This window comes from Desulfovibrio biadhensis, from assembly GCF_055388615.1.
This window is the reverse complement of sequence record NZ_AP042477.1, coordinates 4,922,638-4,939,812: the sequence shown is the minus strand read 5'-3', so window position 1 is coordinate 4,939,812 and position 17,175 is coordinate 4,922,638. Positions and strand designations below refer to the sequence as shown.

At 55.9% G+C, this 17,175-nt stretch carries 14 protein-coding genes; 6 read left to right on the top strand and 8 right to left on the bottom strand.

The window, feature by feature from the left end; genetic code table 11:
• Positions 1 to 51: 51 nt before the first annotated feature.
• From ACZ5EH_RS21435 to ACZ5EH_RS21420, 4 genes are all read right to left on the bottom strand, one after another.
• Positions 52 to 540, bottom strand: a complete 489-nt coding sequence (locus ACZ5EH_RS21435) for a metallophosphoesterase family protein (protein ID WP_464275894.1) — start codon at positions 538 to 540, stop codon at positions 52 to 54.
• A gap of 2 nt (positions 541 to 542) precedes the next feature.
• Positions 543 to 1,166, bottom strand: coding sequence for an HD domain-containing protein (locus ACZ5EH_RS21430; RefSeq protein ID WP_464275893.1), 624 nt, complete (start codon positions 1,164 to 1,166; stop codon positions 543 to 545).
• Positions 1,167 to 1,191: 25 nt separating this feature from the next.
• Complete coding sequence (gene argJ, locus ACZ5EH_RS21425) at positions 1,192 to 2,379, bottom strand: bifunctional glutamate N-acetyltransferase/amino-acid acetyltransferase ArgJ (RefSeq protein ID WP_464275892.1); 1,188 nt, start codon at positions 2,377 to 2,379, stop codon at positions 1,192 to 1,194.
• A gap of 200 nt (positions 2,380 to 2,579) precedes the next feature.
• A complete protein-coding gene (locus ACZ5EH_RS21420; protein ID WP_464275891.1) occupies positions 2,580 to 5,051 on the bottom strand; it encodes a SpoIIE family protein phosphatase in 2,472 nt (823 codons plus the stop codon).
• Positions 5,052 to 5,469: 418 nt separating this feature from the next.
• On the opposite strand from ACZ5EH_RS21420, the gene typA reads away from it, so the two are divergent.
• Positions 5,470 to 7,302: a translational GTPase TypA gene (gene typA / locus ACZ5EH_RS21415; protein WP_464275890.1), complete on the top strand. Its 1,833-nt coding sequence runs from the start codon at positions 5,470 to 5,472 to the stop codon at positions 7,300 to 7,302.
• A 125-nt stretch (positions 7,303 to 7,427) separates the two neighbouring features.
• Here typA and pgm read toward each other — a convergent pair whose 3' ends face one another.
• Together pgm and ACZ5EH_RS21405 are read right to left on the bottom strand one after the other, a co-directional pair.
• The gene (gene pgm / locus ACZ5EH_RS21410; RefSeq protein WP_464275889.1) at positions 7,428 to 9,086 is read right to left on the bottom strand and encodes a phosphoglucomutase (alpha-D-glucose-1,6-bisphosphate-dependent); all 1,659 of its coding nucleotides are present in this window, start codon (positions 9,084 to 9,086) and stop codon (positions 7,428 to 7,430) included.
• 46 nt (positions 9,087 to 9,132) lie between these two features.
• On the bottom strand, positions 9,133 to 9,534 hold the full coding sequence (locus ACZ5EH_RS21405) for a J domain-containing protein (RefSeq protein WP_464275888.1): 402 nt from the start codon (positions 9,532 to 9,534) through the stop codon (positions 9,133 to 9,135).
• Positions 9,535 to 9,703: 169 nt separating this feature from the next.
• Between ACZ5EH_RS21405 and ACZ5EH_RS21400 the strand changes: the two genes are divergently transcribed.
• Positions 9,704 to 10,348, top strand: coding sequence for a tetratricopeptide repeat protein (locus tag ACZ5EH_RS21400; protein ID WP_464275887.1), 645 nt, complete (start codon positions 9,704 to 9,706; stop codon positions 10,346 to 10,348).
• 162 nt (positions 10,349 to 10,510) lie between these two features.
• The gene (locus ACZ5EH_RS21395; protein ID WP_464275886.1) at positions 10,511 to 11,524 is read left to right on the top strand and encodes a DUF933 domain-containing protein; all 1,014 of its coding nucleotides are present in this window, start codon (positions 10,511 to 10,513) and stop codon (positions 11,522 to 11,524) included.
• A gap of 134 nt (positions 11,525 to 11,658) precedes the next feature.
• On the opposite strand, the gene ACZ5EH_RS21390 is transcribed toward ACZ5EH_RS21395, so the two are convergent.
• Both ACZ5EH_RS21390 and ACZ5EH_RS21385 read right to left on the bottom strand, forming a co-directional pair.
• Positions 11,659 to 12,996 carry a DUF2079 domain-containing protein gene (locus tag ACZ5EH_RS21390; RefSeq protein ID WP_464275885.1) on the bottom strand — a complete coding sequence of 446 codons (1,338 nt, stop codon included), beginning with the start codon at positions 12,994 to 12,996 and terminating at the stop codon, positions 11,659 to 11,661.
• 150 nt (positions 12,997 to 13,146) lie between these two features.
• Positions 13,147 to 14,538, bottom strand: coding sequence for a DUF2079 domain-containing protein (locus tag ACZ5EH_RS21385; RefSeq protein WP_464275884.1), 1,392 nt, complete (start codon positions 14,536 to 14,538; stop codon positions 13,147 to 13,149).
• Between the two features lie 233 nt (positions 14,539 to 14,771).
• Here ACZ5EH_RS21385 and ACZ5EH_RS21380 point away from each other — a divergent pair, with 233 nt between their 5' ends.
• The 3 genes from ACZ5EH_RS21380 (at position 14,772) to ACZ5EH_RS21370 (ending at position 17,156) form a co-directional block, all read left to right on the top strand.
• The gene (locus ACZ5EH_RS21380; RefSeq protein ID WP_464275883.1) at positions 14,772 to 15,317 is read left to right on the top strand and encodes a hypothetical protein; all 546 of its coding nucleotides are present in this window, start codon (positions 14,772 to 14,774) and stop codon (positions 15,315 to 15,317) included.
• A gap of 155 nt (positions 15,318 to 15,472) precedes the next feature.
• Entirely contained in the window at positions 15,473 to 15,949 is a 477-nt protein-coding gene (locus ACZ5EH_RS21375) for a Fe-S-containing protein (protein WP_464275882.1), read from the top strand.
• Positions 15,950 to 16,007: 58 nt separating this feature from the next.
• Positions 16,008 to 17,156: an ABC transporter permease gene (locus ACZ5EH_RS21370; protein ID WP_464275881.1), complete on the top strand. Its 1,149-nt coding sequence runs from the start codon at positions 16,008 to 16,010 to the stop codon at positions 17,154 to 17,156.
• Positions 17,157 to 17,175: the final 19 nt, after the last annotated feature.

Sequence of the window (17,175 nt, the reverse complement as noted above, 5' to 3'; positions counted from 1 at the left end):
AAAAGGCGCGCTTTCATGAAAGGCGCCGGGGTGCGGCTTTTCCCATGTGCATCATTCAAGGTCCACTTTTTCTATTTCGGTAATTTTACTGTCTTCGGCGTGCACGATGGCAAGGGAGCGTACGCCCCCTCTGGGAGATGTGACGGACCCGGGGTTGAGAATGCGCGTGTTCCCCACAGTGGTGTCCAGGTATTTGTGGGTATGGCCAAAGCAGATGAGGTGCTGCTCCGTGGTGAACGCCTGGGGCAGATTTTCTGCAATGGGGCTATGAATATGCGCTCCGTGTGTGATGCCAATGCGGATGTTTTCTATGATCATTTCGCGAAGCATTGGGAGGTCGCTCGTCGGGCCGGTGCGGTCCATGTTGCCGGCCACGCCATAGAAATGAGGGTGGCGTATCAGGTAGTAGAGCATGGGAGCGCCAGTAATATCACCACAGTGCAGCACGGCGTCTGCTGGCTCCAGGTACCTGGTGTAGACAGCGTCGAACCACTCATTCGCGTCCTGCATGTGGGTATCTGAGAGCACGGCGATACGCATGATTATTTTCTCCCGTTTTTCCGTTGCCACCAGGACGCGTCCGGCCCTTTGAACCACCAGTCGGAGGAATTTGTCTGACAAATGCTTTCGGCCATGGCTTTGCCCTGCTCTGTGCGCAGACGTTCCACCGCGGCCTCCATCCAGCGCTTGGCGTAGGTGCTGCCCAGGTCAAGCTGCTCCTTGAGGCAGAGTATGAAATCCAGCTGGTCTGCGTCCTGCGCCAGTTGCGCCTCCAGCGTTTCTGCGGATTCCAGCTCTTCCCACATGGGTAAAAGCAGCATTTCCAGGCCGGTGCCGGCTGTGGCGTCCTTAAGGGCCTGGGTGCGCTGGCTGGAGTTGTAGCGCCGGTTCACGTAGTTGAAGTCGCCGGTGCGCGCTTCGTGCAGATCATGGAAAAGGCAAAGCATGCTTGTCTTGGACTTGTCTGCACCGGCCATTTCCGCAAGCACGTAGCCAACAACTGCAGTACGGAAGGAATGTTCGGCAACGTTTTCCTGTCCACTGCCCAGAAACTGATATCCGGTTCTGGGGGTGCGTTTGAGCATGCCAACTTCAAAAAGGAAATCGCTCAAGCGTTTGAGCTTGTCCCTGTCTTTTAAATTAACTGTAAAATCAAAATCCTGCATTGAAAATAAGTCCTTGTTTTGCGGCTCAGGTCGTGTAGTCCGCGTTGATGGAAACATATTCGTGGGTCAGGTCGGCGGCAAACAATTCATATTCACCAGAGCCGCTTCCCAAAGTAATGGCAAGGTGCTGCTCACGTTCCCTGAGAGAAAAAGCCAGCAAGGCATCCTTATCGCCAGGGACAGGAGCGCCTTTGTCGAACAAGAGCACGTCGTTGAGCACCACTCGAACTGCATCGGGAGAAAAGGTAGCGTTGGAGCGGCCGATGGCGGCGACAATACGCCCCCAGTTTGCGTCCTTGCCGTAGAAGGCGGTTTTGACAAGCTGGGAGTGCCCCACAGTGCGTGCAACCTGCTCGGCCTGGGAGTTGTCTGCGGCGCCCTGTACTGTAATGCGGATGACTTTGGTGCCGCCTTCGCCATCCGCCACCAGCAGCTTGGCCAGCTGCAGGCAGACTTCCTCGACGCCGGCTGCCAGATCCTTCAGGCCATCGCCCTGCGGGGTGATGCCGGATGCGCCATTGGCAAGGGCGTATACCGTATCGTTGGTGCTTGTGTCGCCATCCACCGTGACGCGGTTGAATCCCTTTTCAATGGCTTGCTTGAGAATTTTGCGCCATTCGGCTTGTTCCACCTGGGCGTCGCAAAGCACCACGGATAGCATGGTTGCCATATTGGGGCAGATCATGCCGGCGCCCTTGGCTATTCCCAGAATATTGACCTGGTTGCCGTCTGGTAATGTAACGGTGCGCCAGGCAATCTTTGGGAAGGCGTCCGTGGTCATGATGGCGCGGGCAAAGGCTTCGGCGCCGTAGGGCGTCAGCTTTTCCACCAGCTTGGGCGCGGCGGCGCTCCATTTTTCCATGTCCATGTGCACGCCTATGACGCCGGTGGAGGCTGGCAGCAGCTCATTGTGAGAAATGCCCAGGCTGGCGGCGAGCAGTTCCATACTCTTGCGGCAATTTTCCAGTCCCTGCTCCCCTGTGCAGGCGTTAGCCTGTCCCGAATTGATGCAGATGCCACGCATAGGGGCGCCTGCAGCAATACGCTCCATACCCACTATCACTGGCGCAGCCTGGAAGCGGTTGGTGGTAAACGTGGCGGCTGCCGTGGCCGGGGTCTTGCTGAGAACAAGTCCAAGGTCGGCAGCGCCGGATTGCTTGAACCCTGCAGCCAGTGCCGCATATTCAAATCCTTGAGGAAGGGGAATCTGCATGACGTCCTCACGTTATAGTCGTTGATGTTTGGACGGGTACGCGCCTGGTTTTTAGGCACGTTGTCTCAGGTGTGGAAAAAGCGCTGCACCGCCGAAGATTCGCGGGAACACGCCGCGACAACAACGAAACGCTATTCATAGTGCAGGGAAGGAAGAGGCGTCAATGCGTAAAAAAAAGGGGTAGGGTAAAAAGCCAGGGATCAGAGCGCCTTGAGCAATAAAAGTGTCACGTCGTCCTGGAAGATGTTGGCGTCTCCATCCTTGACGTGTTTGCTGATCTTGCCTTCCCCCATGAAAAGCCGCAGTTCGTTGAGCACAACTTGCAGGATTTCATCAGGGGAGCTGGCGGCGTTGCGCCGCAGCAGTTCCTTGAGACGCTCCTTGCCAAACATTTCACCGGCGGGGTTGGTGGCTTCCCATACGCCGTCCGTGCCTATGCACAGCAGCTGCCCCTTGCTCAGGGTGATCTCCTGCTCCTCAAAGGTCCATTCTCTCATGGTGCCAAGGGGCAGACCTTCCCCTGCCAGTTCGGTAAAGGATTCAGTATCCGGATTAAAAAGAAGCGCCGGGTCGTGGCCTGCGCGCGCCCACCGCAGTGATCGTTTTGTTGGGTGGAGCACGGCATAGAACAGCGTCATGAAGCGGCCGGTCTGGTCCACGTCGTTATAGAGCTGACGGTTGACGTCTGCGAGCACCTCGCCAGGGCCGCCAGGCATGGAGGCCCGCTGCCGAATAAAGGCGCGGGTTGTGGTCATCAGCATGGCGGCAGGCAGACCGTGGCCGGTTACGTCACCCACAGCCAACCCCAGCGACTCGGGTTCCAGCTTTTGCGCATCCTGATCATCCGGTTCCCTTTCGCAACTGCCGGAGCTGTAAGGACAGATTACGTCAAAATAGTCACCGCCGGTGGTTTCGGAATAGACACAGGAACCGGCAAGGGCAAAGTGCTGCATTTGCGGCAGAATATGCGGCAACAGGCTGCGTTGTATTTCATGGGCCACATCAAGGGACTGGCGCAACTGAAAGCGTTCTTCCAATACGGGAACCATGGCGTTGAAGCCGCTGGCAAGCTGGCCGATTTCATCGCTGCTGGTGACGGGAACGCGCACGGTGAAATCGCCTTCCGCCATGTATTTAAAGCCCTGAGCCAGGTCTTCGATACGGTGGGTGAAGCGTCTGGCCATGATAAGAGCCAGTACGATAATGATGCAGATGACCACGCTTACGACAAGACCGGAATAGATGATGGCTTGCTGGAACTGGTCCAGAATATACTGGCGGGTGCTGTCGGCCTCGGCAGTCAGCTCCGCCTTGGGCGCGATGATAAGCAGTGATACGCCATCTGTATCTATGGGGCCGTAAGCCCACAGGCTGGGGCGCCCTTTGTAGGGCATTTCCACTACACCGGTTTTTTCGGCCAGCATTGCTGCAACCATTTTAGAGATACCCGGAGTATCACGCGAGCTTATCCACCGGGAAGTATGCGGCGCCTGCCAGCGTGGCGTGTGCATCATATGTGTATTGTTTTGTTTTTTTGCTTCTTTGGATTGCGCCTCGCCCAAGGCCCGGGCCAATACGCGTAATGCAGGCCCTTCTGGTTGCTCTTCCACCAGGCTGGCGCGGTTGTCGCCTTTTTCTCTGGGCAATTGAGCAGCGCCCTCAGAGGTTTGACTTTCCTCCTGGTCTACAGGGTAGACGACCATGGTTTCCTGCTGGGTTGCAAAGGCGGCGTCATGGCGCTGCGTGTGCAGCAGGGAATCAACCAGAACGACCAGGGCTGTCGTGCCCAGTATTTCACCGTTTTGGCTGAGGATGGGCATGGAAACAAAAATGACGAGCCTACCCGTCAGGGGATCAAGTTCTGGGAGGCTCCACACAATTTCTTTGGCCTCCACTGCACGGCGGTGCCAGGCGGGGAGCAGCTTGTCCTGCTCTTCCTCCATTCCTGGCACCCCTGGCACCCCATGGGGGGCGGAGCGTCTGTTTCTGCCCATCATACCCTGCATGCCGCCCATGGATTCCCTGCCCATCATGCCCCCCATTTGAGAGGTGGCGTTGAAACGCATCTCCCATCCACGCCCCATGCCGAAAACGTTTTGAGGTGTGGCGCGCAGGTTGGTGGCAGGATAAACGGCCAGGGGAGAACCGTCGCTGAAATAGCCGGGTAGGGCAATATATTGCCAAAGGATCAGGTCCTGGAAGCTTGCAGCCAAGTCTTGAAAAAATGGCACCAGATTCTCCAGCTCCGGCGCATGCTGCATCTGGTTGTCCATGAAAGCGAACGTTTCATAGGAGAGTGCTTCAGGGGGGCAGGTGCCATCGTTCTGCAGGCGGCAATGCCGCTGCGCTTGCTGTTCAGGATTCAACTTGGCGGTATTGGTACTGTCTTGCAGATGCTGCGGGTCTTCTCCTTCGAGAAATTCCTTCAGGGCAATGGCCTGTGTTTGCAGCGCCAGTTCCAGAAGCTGGTGCTCGCGGGACATGACGAACGCATGGTCAGCGACTCGTTGCTGCAACTGCACACTGCTGCGATGGATGATCATCGCCCGTGCGCGGCGGGCGATTTCTTCGCCCATCTCGTATACGGAATTCTGGTTCATCATGCGCAGCACAAGAAGCGGCACAAGTGATATGCCCAGAAGCAGCAGCAAAAGTTTGAAACGTAGACGCATGACCGGGAGGGTCCTCGCTTATTGGTCCGGGTGAATTACATCGTCTTGCAGCAAATATACAAAGTCTGGCTGCATAAGGGGTACAGCGAGAAAATGCAAACATTCTAAAGGGAGCAATAGCAAAGCTTGAAGAAAATGTAACGGGTTTGATAGAGAAACGTCAAAAACAAGGGGTTTTGGCTCTTGCCCACGGCAAGGATTTCGTATAGCTACCCGCTGACCGCTCTTTTTTGTATGCTTGCTACTGCACTGCGTGGTATGTTGTCGCCAGGGTAAGCAAAGGGCGTTTCTACGCATCACCCAGCCAGAGAGATCGAACCGACGCCAGAAGCGTCGTCCAAGCAATCGTTTCACATCCGGCACAAACCGCATCTGCCAGCCTTTGATACAAGGCAGCAGGCCCTATGGAGCATAGTACATGTCGCAGCAGTTGAATGAACATTTGCGCAATGTGGCAATCATCGCCCACGTCGACCATGGCAAGACCACCCTTGTTGATGCCATGTTTCGCCAAGGCGGTGTTTTTCGCGAAGGACAAGAAGTCTCCCGCGTCATGGATAACATGGAACTGGAGCGCGAGCGAGGCATCACCATCTCCGCCAAGAACTGCTCCGTGATGTGGAAGGGCGTGAAGGTCAACATTATCGACACCCCTGGCCACGCCGACTTCGGCGGCGAGGTGGAGCGTTCCTTGTCCATGGCTGACGGCGCATTGTTGCTGGTGGACGCTTCCGAGGGACCTTTGCCGCAGACGCGTTTCGTGCTCAAGAAAACCTTTGAGGCTGGCCTCAAGGTCATTGTGGTCATCAACAAGATTGACCGTAAGGACGCGCGCCCTGATGAGGTGCTGGAAGAAATCTACGACCTGTTCATCGACCTGGACGCTGACGACTCCCAGCTCGAGTTCCCTGTGTTCTATGCCATTGCCCGCGAAGGGATAGCCAAAACGAGCCTGGATGAAGAGGGAGAGAACATCGAGCCGCTCATGGACGCCATTGTGGATAATATGCCTGCGCCTGCCGCCAACGAGGGTGAGCCTTTTCAGATGCTGGTGGCCGACCTCGGCTATTCCGACTATCTGGGGCGCCTGGCCATTGGCCGCGTCAGAAGCGGCAAGGTAAAAGCCAATGAAAGCCTGGTGCGCATCGACGAAGACGGTAAGACCGCACCCTTGAAGGTGACACGGCTGCAAGGGTACGAAGGCCCGCAGCTTGTGCCCGTGGATAATACCGAAGCAGGTGACATCGTGGTGCTTTCCGGTCTGGAAAATGTTGCGATCGGTGACACCATCTGTACGGCGGAAGCTCCCAAGGCGTTGCCGCGTATCCGTGTGGACGAACCTACAGTGTCCATGCTTTTTACGGCCAATACGTCTCCTTTGGCGGGGCGCGAAGGTACCCTTGTGCAGTCCAGCAAGGTGCGAGAGCGGCTCTACAAGGAGTCCCTCAAGAACGTTTCCCTGCGTGTCGAAGAGGCAGAAGGGCGTGACGGGCTTATTGTCAAAGGTCGTGGCGAATTTCAGCTCTGCATCCTCATCGAGACCATGCGTCGTGAGGGATTTGAGTTGTGTGTTGGCCGGCCTGAGGTCATTTTCCGCGAGCAGGACGGCAAGCGTCAGGAGCCCATGGAGCACGTCTTCATCGACTGCGAAGAAGTTTTCATGGGCGTGGTCACCGAGAAGCTGGCCGTACGCAAAGGCCGCATGGTGAACATGAACAACAAGGGCTCTGGCCGTGTGCGTCTCGAGTTTTCCATCCCCTCGCGCGGGCTCATCGGCTACCGCGATGAATTCCTCACCGACACCAAGGGCACCGGCATCCTGAACTCTTCATTTGCCGGGTATGAGGATTACCGCGGTGATTTCCCCACGCGTTTCACCGGCTCTCTGGTCTCGGACCGCTCAGGCCAGGGCGTTGCCTATGCCCTGTTCAACCTCGAGCCCCGTGGTCGGCTCTTCATCACTCCGGGCGAGCAGGTTTACGAAGGCATGATCGTGGGCGAGCACAACCGCGCCAATGACCTGGACGTGAACCCGACTAAAGAGAAAAAGCTCTCCAACATGCGCGCATCCGGCAAGGATGAAAACGTCGTTCTGAGCCCTGTGCTGCCCATGACTCTGGAGCAGGCCGTTCACTTCATCCGTGAAGATGAACTGGTGGAAGCCACTCCCCAGACTATCCGCCTGCGCAAGGTTGAGCTTTCCGCCTCCAAGCGCCACATGCAGCGGGGAGCCAAAAAGAAGACCGAATAGGTTGCGCGCCCCTTCTTTGAGGGGGGAACCAGAAATACTGCGGGGGGCGCCCCCCTGCGCCGGTGTATTCTGTACCCGGCGTGGGAAAAGGCGCCCCCCGTTTTTTTGTATGTATCGTCGGTTTTTTAGACGCCGGCCGCCTGAAAGGCGTTGTTTACGATGGCTTGGGCTTCTTCCTGAATCTGGTGCAGGTGTTCCTTGCCCTTGAAGCTTTCGGTGTAGATTTTGTAAATGGCTTCTGTGCCAGAGGGACGCGCTGCGAACCACCCGTTTTCCGTGCAGACCTTGAGTCCGCCGATGGGGGCGTTGTTGCCGGGGGCTTTTGTCAGAACCTGAGTGATTGGCTCGCCCGCCATTTCCTTGTCTGTGATCATTTCAGGGGTGAGCTTCTTGAAGGCCGCTTTCTGCACATCTGACGCCGGCGCCTGCAGGCGCTCGTAGACGGGGGAGCCGAAGCGCTCCTCAAGCTCCTGGTAGAGGTGGGCAGGGTCCTTGCCTGTGCGCACCATGATTTCAGCGGCCAGCAGGTCCATGATGATGCCGTCCTTGTCAGTGGTCCAGACAGTACCGTCCTTGCGCAGGAAGGACGCCCCGGCGCTTTCTTCGCCGCCAAACCCGTAGTCTCCGGAAATGAGCCCGTCCACGAACCATTTGAAGCCCACAGGCACCTCGTTCAAGGGGCGTTGCAAGTCTTTGGCTACACGGTCCAGCATGGCGCTGGAGACAAGGGTCTTGCCCACGGCGGCTTTTTCCGGCCAGCCAGGGCGATTGCGGAACAGGTAATTCACTGCAACGGCCAGGTAGTGGTTCGGGTTCATCAGCCCGGCACGGGTCACGATGCCGTGGCGGTCATAATCCGGATCATTGCCGCAGGCGATATCGTAATGTTCCTTCAGGGAAAGCAAGCCCGCCATGGCATAGGGAGAGGAGCAGTCCATACGGATCACACCGTCCTTATCCACGGGAATGAAGGAAAACGTGGGGTCCACTCTGGTATTTACGATTTCGATATCAAGGCGGTATCGTTCCGCAATGGGGGACCAGAAACCAATGCCCGAGCCTCCCATGGGGTCGATGCCGATACAAAGACCGCCCCCGCGAATGGCGTCCATATCCAGAATGTTGGCCAGGTCGTCCACGTAGGGGGTGATGAAGTCGTATTGATGGGTGGTGCTTGCCGTCATGGCCTTGGTAAAGGGCAAGCGTTTAACGTCCTTGTTGGCATCGGCAAGAAGCTCGTTGGCCCGTTTTTCTATGGCCTTTGTCTCCTCGCTCCCTGCAGGGCCGCCGTGGGGAGGGTTGTATTTGAATCCACCGTTGTCCGGCGGATTATGCGAAGGGGTGATGACAATACCGTCGGCGCGGGCGGGATCGTCAGCCTTGCGTCCTTTGTTATGGCAAAGAATGGCGTGTGAAATAACAGGTGTAGGGGTGTAGCCGCGACCCTCTTGCATAAAGACGTCCACACCATTGGCGGCCAGCACCTCCACGGCAGTGTTCAAGGCTGCCTCGGAAAGTGCATGGGTATCCATGCCCAGGTACAGGGGGCCCTTGATGCCATTGGATACACGAAAATCGCAAACAGCCTGGGTCACAGCCAGAATGTGCGCCTCGTTAAATGTCTGTTTCGTGCTGGACCCCCGGTGTCCCGAGGTGCCAAAGGCAACACGCTGTGCTGGGACGTCGGGTTCCGGCGCAAGGCTGTAGTAGTCAGCCATCAACCGGGGGATGTTGGCGTGCATGGCGTGTGGTGCGAGTTTTCCTGCAAGAGGATGTGCGGACATGGAGGCTCCTTTCTAAACCTGAAAGTGTGTATCTGATACTGCAACCTTACCAGGACCAGATAGATTTGTTTTTAATGTCGTAAAATTGTGATGCAAGCCATTCTTCATAGGTGGGCACGCCTTCCAAAGACTCTATGGGCTTTTCGGAAAGACGGCGCACCAGTTTCTCGTCCAGCAATAAAGCAGGTGTGACAATGCGCCCCATGAGCAGCGAGTATGCTTCGTTGATGCAGGCTGCGTCCTCATGCGCGTTTTTTTCGTGGCTGGCGTCCGGATGGTGTACGAGCATGGCGCAGTGGTACCGGTACTGCAATTCCTTTTTGTCGGGTACGGGTGGTCTGCCCTCGGGAAAGGTGAAACCCAACACGTAAAGCGCTCTGGCGCGCAGCAGCATCTCCCGGGAAAGCGGTCCTGTCAGAAAAGCGTGATATTCGTCGGAAGACTGCATGGGCTTGGGTTCCCTGAAGCTTGAGGCCTCAATATACCGGTTGTTTGACCAGCTTACGTATGTACACAAAAAAGTCTTTGACTGCAAAAGGTCTGTACAATGAGCGCGGGCAGTTGCGCGTTGTTGCACAGGTGCTTGCAAGCGCATCGAGCTGTGCTATGTTGCCTGCATGATGTTACACCGTCTTGTCACCATTGCAATCTGCTGTCTGCTCCTTTTTGCCTGCCAGCCAAAACCACAGCAGGAAGCCTCCCCCACGTGGGAAAGGGATGTTCTTGCAGAGCAGGCATTGCAGGAGGGCGATAACGAGGCTGCCATCGCACGCTATGACGTGCTGCTGCGCGAGCAGCCTGACAATGCCCTTGCGCATTACTATTTGGGGTATGCGCTGGGGCAGACCGGCAGTCATGAAGCGGAATTGGCGGAATATCAAAAGGCAGAAGCCCTGGGATACGGCGACGCGATTTTTTATTTTAACATGGGCATGGCCTATGGGGAGACGGAGCAGCTGGAGGCTGCGGTGGATGCCTTTTATAAATCCGTGGATCTGGCTCCCAAGGATGCCATGTATCGCGTAGGGCTGGGCATGGCTCTGGAGAAACTCGGCAACATGGTGCAGGCCAGGGAAACCTTTGCCAAGGCCGTGGAGCTGGACCCTGGAGATGTGGAGGCGCACTGGGGGCTGGTGCGTACGCTGGTTGCGCAGCAAAAATACGCCGAGGCCCGCAAGGAGCTGCGGCAAGTGCTGGAGCTGGAACCCAACGACCCCATGGCCCTGCGGCTGTTGCGCGAGATTGACAGCGCAGGTCAGTAAAGCATACATCACCTGCGCGCCTGCGTCCCGTTTTCCTCTTGTGTCGTTGCCTTGCGTATTCCGCCAGCGTCTGTCGTTTCGCCCGCCGCAGGAAGGAAGCCGGCTTGATTACATGTGGATGCGGGCCCTCGCAACTTCCTAAAATAGCAAAACGAGGACATCATGAAGACTGCCATTACGGGATTTGCCGGCAGCGGCAAAACCGATCTTTTCGCAGCCCTGGCCGGACCACAGGCCGCAGCCGCCGGCAACCGCGCCATGGTCAAGGTGCCCGAGCCCCGTCTGGACCCCCTTATCGAACTGTACCAACCCAAAAAGATCACCTTCAGCGAAATCGAATACCTGGATATTCCCGGTGGTGGCGGCAAGGGAAGCGGTTTGGGCGACCATGTGTTGAATGAAGTGCGCCCCTATGATTGTTTGCTGGTGCTTTTGGATGGTTTTTCCGGCATGAGCGATCCGGAGGAGCAGCGCCAGGCCATTGAGACCGATTTTATTGTGGCTGATATGGCCGTGGTGGAAAAGCGTCTTGAGCGTCTGACCCAGGACAAGAAGAAGAATAAAGACCTGGTGGATCCCAAGGAAGAGCAGGCGTTGCTCAAAGCCCAGGCACAACTCGAGTCGGAAAAGCCCCTGCGCGCAGCCCCTGAGCTGGCCGTGGATCCCGCCTTGCGTGGCTTCCGGTTTCTTTCGGCAAAGCCGCTGCTGTATGCCTGGAACCTGCCAGAAGGTGATGTGGGCGCATTCAAGGCTCCCGAGGACGTTCCCGGTGAGGCGCATATAGCCGTTTCTGCGCGGCTGGAGCGGGAGCTGGCCGAACTTACCGATGAAGAAGAGCGCGCGGTATTCATGGAAGACCTGGGACTTGAAGACTCCGCCCTGGACCGGGTTATCAAGAAGACCTACTCGCTGCTCGGGCTTATTTCGTTTTTGACCGCGGGCGACAAGGAAGTGCGCGCCTGGGCCGTACGCAAGGGCGCTCCTGCCCCTGAAGCGGCGGGGGTGATCCATTCTGACATCCAAAAGGGATTCATCCGGGCCGAGGTTATCGGCTATGACGATTTTCTTGCCGTAGGGAACATGAAAAAGGCCAAAGAAAAAGGCCTGTTCCGCCTTGAAGGCAAAGAATATGTCATCAAGGATGGAGACATCGTCGAATTTCGTTTCAACGTATAAGGCAGAAAAGCCGGTATCGCCTGCGCTTCGCTGCTTTTCTTTGCTCTTTTGCCACTATTGAGCGCCCCATCTGTTTGGTTGGGGCGCTTTTTTTCTGCGTGCGGCGTTGGTTGCGATGTTGTGCGAAGGCGCGTCTACTTCTTGGCTACTTTGTAAACTTCAAGCACGTCGCTTACATGCGTTGGAGTAATACCAGGGATGGAAAGGATTCTTTTGCGGTAGGCAGCCAGGTCATCAATGGCCACGTGCTGCCTCATGGGGGTGATAAACACCCAGTCCCCAGGGCGCAGCCATTTTTCCAATGCGAGTTGATCGGCAAGCAATGTATAGCGATACCGCATGCATAATCGCGTGCCGAGGCTTTCTTGAGCTGCAACTCCGGCATCAGGGGAAACCAGTTTCATGGTTTGCGCCAGTTCTGTGCGCAACTGCTCTGTGGCTGCAGTTGGCCAAAAGCGGGGGATGAACTTGAGCGGAGAGCTCCAAAGCGGTGAATGCCCTTTATTGCACAGGGCAAATAGTAGCAGTGCGATGATAATGAGGGCTTTCCGCGAGGTGTCCATATTACGTATCCAGGATGCCCCCCTGTGTGCGCCATGAGTCGCTGCAATGAGCAAAAATACGCTTGCCATATCATCGTAGTGGTAATTCGAGGAAAATTGCGGCTTGTACGCAACTGACAGGTTCAATGCTATGGCGGGGAGGGCGGCTGCCAGTGCGCGCCAGTGCAGCAGGGGCAAAAAGCCAAGGGGCAACACCAGCAGTAAAAGATAGCGGGATTTTTCCGTCCAGTGATCGAAGAGCCCCAGGCGGGAATAGTGCCCCCATTCTTCTATCCTGAAATATGGAATGATTACTTTGAAGATGATGATTGCTGCGATGCCGCCCAAAGCAAACAGGGCAAGGGCCAGTCGCCTGCGCTTGCACACCAGCCAGGCATAGAGGCCAAGTCCTATGAAGGCCAGGATGGCCGATTCCTTGGTGGTGAGAAGCGCAACAAGCAACAGGCAAAGCAGGACGTTTTTATTTTCATGTACGGCAAGAATCGCCAGCGCAATAAGGGGCATTGCCAATGTTGAAGGATGAAATTCAAAGCACAGTGCGCTGACCAGCGGCGTATACATGAATGACAACAGTAAAATGCACAGGGCTATGACAGCGCTCGCGCGTTGCTGTTCTTTCCCGCCAATAACGAAGCAGAGCCGTACCAGCACTATAAAGAATACGCCTACGGCAAGTCCCTGAGCAAACATCAGCCAATAGGCTGTAGGGTGCATACGCATGAAAGGGGCGAATACTGCTGTGATGGGGGAAAAATGCTCTCCCAGGTGGCTGTGTTGGCTTGAAGAACTGTAAAAGCCGTTTCCATTTGCAATGTTCCAGGCCACATTTGCGTAAATGCCTGTGTCTGAATCATTTGTTCCAAAAGAATAGTGCTGCAAAAGCTTGACGGATATGCAGATGCACAGCATGAGGACTGCGAGTGCATAGACAAGAAAGACTAGCTGTTTGGATGATGCGCGTTTCATTGCATTTTGAGGAAAGTTCATTCACGAGTCTGAAAGGGCACGATAGGATGCCCCTGCGCCCCTTATTTTGTCTGTAGGGGAAAACGCTGCTGGTTATTCCGCCTTGTACACTTCCAGCAGGTTACTGGCATGCACCTGATGCACTCCATCTACTGCCAACAGGCGCTCCCGGAACCTCGGCTGCTTTTGCAGAATATCACCTCTACAGGTTGGGGCGATGAACACATAATCGCCTGGCTGCAGCCAATTACTGCTGAAGCTTTCATTCAGTATTGAATAGCGTGTCCTGAAATTCAGATGCGGTCCCAGGCATAGGCTTGCGACAATGCCGTCTTCGGGCTGCAGGCCTATTGCTTTGCGAGAGGCCTCCAGTTCATAGTGCATGCGATTTGTATCGCTGGTGGGCCAGCAGCGCGGCAAAAAGCTGGCGGGAGAGACATTTGCCAGGGAAGTTCCCCCGTTCAATACGCCTACGAGCATGAGACAAACAATCAAACCGGTTCTGAGATATCCGTCTGATTTTCTTGTGTATCTTTCGATTTTGAAGGCTCCGTGCATGGCTGCCACAAGAAGAAATACACCGCCTATGGCGTCAAATTGGTATTGCGTGGAGAATTGCTCTGTATCAGCAGCCAACAGGTTCAATGCAATGCAAGGCAATGCAGGGAGCAGGGCCCGCCAACTGAACAATGGTAGAAACCCCAAGGGCAGAAAAAGCTTGAGCAGATACTGCCACTTCACATCCCAATGCTGCCAGGGGCTGATAAGGGAGGAGAACGCCCATCGTTCTTCTCGGAATTCTGGAATGAATACCTTGAAGATGATGACAGCCATAATGCCGGAGAGGGCAAAGAGCAGCAGCGCCAGCCGAAAGCGTTTGCACCCCAGCCATGCGTAAAGCCCCAGACCGACAAGCGCCAATAGCGCTGATTCCTTGGTCAGCAGCAGTACGGCGACCGTCCCCCAGAGCATGAAATCGCGCCTCTGGTGCAAGGCCAGAATCGCCAGACCAATGAGTGGCATGGCTAGCGTGGAAGGATTGAATTCGAAATAAAGGGCACCCGCCAACGGCCAGTACATGAAGGCCAGTAGCAACATGCCCAGGGCTATGGCGGATGTCGTTGTCTGGTCTCTTTTCCTGCCGATGTACGTGCAGAGCCGGATAAGGACAAAAAAGAACGCTCCCACGGCGAATCCCTGGGCGAACAGCAGCCAGTTCGCCGTTGGGTAGAGCTTCATGAGGGGGGCAAAAAAGGCTGTTATGGGGGAAAAGTGTTCGCTCAGGAGGTCGCGGTCCAGCACGGAACTGTAGAAGCCGTTGCCGTTGGCAACGTTCCAGGCTGCGTTGGCGTATATTCCGGTATCAAAATCACTGGTTTTGAAGGAATAATGTTGCAGCAACTTCACAGAGACACAAACGCACAGCATGACGCCGGCCAGGGCATACGCCGTGAAAATAAGCTGTTTTGATGAGAAGCGTTTCATGTATAGTGGTATGTTTTATACGCAAGTATTGGATTGAACGAAAAAAACGTGCCCCAAAAGCCGTATCTCGTCAATCAACAGCAGCCGCACATTTGTGAGCGTCAGATGTACGTATCCTCGTTTTTCATACATTTCCAGCAGTATAGGGGGTGTGCAGAGGCGTTGTTAAAAAGATTGGATATGCAAGAAAAGGATGATTGACTTTTCATAGTGCGACGGTATAGATTACGCACATGGGCATCAGGAAAAAGGACAGAAGAATTTCATTGCCGGGGCAAAAGGTGCGGGCTGTTGTTTGTCTGCTGTTGTGTCTTTTGTGGACGGCAGGGGCGACGGCCGCTCCTCTTTCTTCCGTGCAGGCGCATGTCACATGCGGGCATTGTTTTCCAGCAGCAAGCCATGCTGCAGCAAACGCCCAGGATGTTGCCCAGGTTCCTGATGCAGGTGGTTGCGGCCAACACGGACAGCAGGCAGCACATGCCATGGCGGCAGATGCAGGCTGCTGTTCTTCCAATACATTGCAACGCATTGCTGTTTCTTCACTCGTAGATGATGGCGCGCAATGCAAATGTTCGTTGCAGGCGCCATTGGCTCCGGGGGCCCATGCCCGCGCCTGGAGTGCGGCCGCCATCGACGCCCCGCAAGTTATCACAGGGGGCCTTGTCGTGGCGCCTTTCTTGCCCGATGGCGCCGCCTATGTTGCCACTTCCTTTCTGAACCGCGCCCCACCTCTGGCGAAAGCGCCCCGCTTTCTCCTTTTACAATCCTTTCGTTGCTAGCAGGTTCGCCGCTGCCCAGCGTCACCAGATTCAGATGACGTATGGCGGCAGGGTCTGACGTTGCGTCTGTGCGTATGCCTTGCATACGAGCCACAACGCGAGTTGCGCCTTTATTTTTGCGAACCATAATAGCATTTTACCATAAGGATTGGATCATGAAAATCAAGATTACCGAAGCCAGGTTGGTCATTGGGGCTGTATTCGTAACAGCTCTTTTCATCTTTGCGCCCTTTGTGCATTTCGCCTCGGCGTTCAGCCTTTTTGATAAATACGAAACCGTAAGCGCAACGGACGGGCAAATTGTCATTCCCACGGATGATGTTTCCGACGGCAAGGCGCACTATTACGTCTACAAGGATGGCGGAAAGGAAATCCGTTTCTTCGTTATCATGGACGATACCGGCGTGCTGCGCGCCGCTTTTGACGCCTGCGATGTCTGCTACCCCGAAAAAAAAGGGTATGACCAGAACGGGGAGTACATGGTGTGCAACAACTGCGGACAGCATTTTCACATCAAGCGCATCAATGTGGTAAAAGGCGGATGCAATCCCGCGCCCTTGCAACGCGACTATGACGCCAATTCCCTGCGCATAAATGTGGCCGACGTCATGGCCGGCACTGCCTACTTTTAAAGGGCAGGGCGGTATGAACATACTCACCATCCCACTGCGTTGCGCACGGCGAAAACCCATGCGCACACTCGTACTGCTGCTGGTTTTCACGTTGGGCGTCACAGCCATTGTTGCGCTGCAAAACGTTTCCAAAGTGGTGGGCGAAAGCCTGGAACGAAAACTGACGGCCTTTGGCGCGAACATTCTCATTACACCTAAAAGCGAAAGCCTGAGCGTGAGTTACGGCGGGTTGCAGTTGGGCGACCTGTTGATGGAACGTCGTCCTCTGGATTTGCAGGAATTGCAGCAGCGTGTTCATGGCATTGCCCTTGCCGAGCGGCTGAGTGCTGTAGCGCCGAAACTGGCTGCAGTGGAGCAGCTTACTGCGCATGATGGTGAGGGCGAGGCCGTGGGGCTCATTGGCGTTGACTGGCCCAATGAATTGCAGCTCAAAAGCTACTGGGCAATAGATGGTGATTTGCCTGAAGCGCCCGGAGACATCATTGCCGGCAGCGCTGCGGCAAAGCGTTTGGCCCTGAAAAAGGGGGACAGCGTGGAACTGCACGGTGAGCCTTTTACCGTGGCCGGAATCCTTTCTCCCACAGGCGGCGACGACGACAAGGTTCTGTTCCTGGATATCGCAGCCTTGCAACGTATTACCGACCGACCCGGCCAGGCGGACTTTGTAGAGGTGGCCGCGCTCTGTGCGGGGTGCCCCATAGAAGATATCGTCAGCCAACTGGGCAAGGCGCTTCCCGGTGCGGAGGTAAAGGCCCTGCGGAGCGTGGTGCAGCAGCGGATGTACTCTGTGAACTATGTGCAGCGCCTGGTCATGACGGTCAGTATCGTCATCCTGCTCACCGGGTGTTGCATGGTAGGGCTCTCCATGCTCTCGGCCGTGAACGAGCGGCGCAAGGAAATCGGCATCCTGCGCTCCCTGGGGTATTCCAAAGGGCGCGTCTTCGGCATCTTCTGCGTGGAGGCCCTGCTGCTTGGCCTTCTGGCTGGAGCTCTTGGATATGGATTGGGGCTCTTTGCCGGCTTTGAGGTCGTGCGTGCACTGGATATCGCAGATGCCGCCGCCGCAAGCGTCAAAGGGATAGCCTTCTCGGCCTCTCAGCTCGCCGCCACCTGCGCTGGCGTGGCCCTGGTTTCTGTCCTGGCTGCAGCCTTTCCTGCGCTCAAGGCTGCCAAAGTCGATCCCTCGGAAGCGCTTACCGCGTTGTAGGGCAAGATCATGAGTGAGT

Bases quoted from the DNA above. Each gene is read 5' to 3' on its own strand.
- ACZ5EH_RS21435 (WP_464275894.1), bottom strand. From the start codon at position 540: ATGCGTATCGCCGTGCTCTCAGATACCCACATGCAGGACGCGAATGAG.
- ACZ5EH_RS21430 (WP_464275893.1), bottom strand. From the start codon at position 1,166: ATGCAGGATTTTGATTTTACAGTTAATTTAAAAGACAGGGACAAGCTC.
- argJ (WP_464275892.1), bottom strand. From the start codon at position 2,379: ATGCAGATTCCCCTTCCTCAAGGATTTGAATATGCGGCACTGGCTGCA.
- ACZ5EH_RS21420 (WP_464275891.1), bottom strand. From the start codon at position 5,051: ATGCGTCTACGTTTCAAACTTTTGCTGCTGCTTCTGGGCATATCACTT.
- typA (WP_464275890.1), top strand. From the start codon at position 5,470: ATGTCGCAGCAGTTGAATGAACATTTGCGCAATGTGGCAATCATCGCC.
- pgm (WP_464275889.1), bottom strand. From the start codon at position 9,086: ATGTCCGCACATCCTCTTGCAGGAAAACTCGCACCACACGCCATGCAC.
- ACZ5EH_RS21405 (WP_464275888.1), bottom strand. From the start codon at position 9,534: ATGCAGTCTTCCGACGAATATCACGCTTTTCTGACAGGACCGCTTTCC.
- ACZ5EH_RS21400 (WP_464275887.1), top strand. From the start codon at position 9,704: ATGATGTTACACCGTCTTGTCACCATTGCAATCTGCTGTCTGCTCCTT.
- ACZ5EH_RS21395 (WP_464275886.1), top strand. From the start codon at position 10,511: ATGAAGACTGCCATTACGGGATTTGCCGGCAGCGGCAAAACCGATCTT.
- ACZ5EH_RS21390 (WP_464275885.1), bottom strand. From the start codon at position 12,996: ATGCTGTGCATCTGCATATCCGTCAAGCTTTTGCAGCACTATTCTTTT.
- ACZ5EH_RS21385 (WP_464275884.1), bottom strand. From the start codon at position 14,538: ATGAAACGCTTCTCATCAAAACAGCTTATTTTCACGGCGTATGCCCTG.
- ACZ5EH_RS21380 (WP_464275883.1), top strand. From the start codon at position 14,772: ATGGGCATCAGGAAAAAGGACAGAAGAATTTCATTGCCGGGGCAAAAG.
- ACZ5EH_RS21375 (WP_464275882.1), top strand. From the start codon at position 15,473: ATGAAAATCAAGATTACCGAAGCCAGGTTGGTCATTGGGGCTGTATTC.
- ACZ5EH_RS21370 (WP_464275881.1), top strand. From the start codon at position 16,008: ATGCGCACACTCGTACTGCTGCTGGTTTTCACGTTGGGCGTCACAGCC.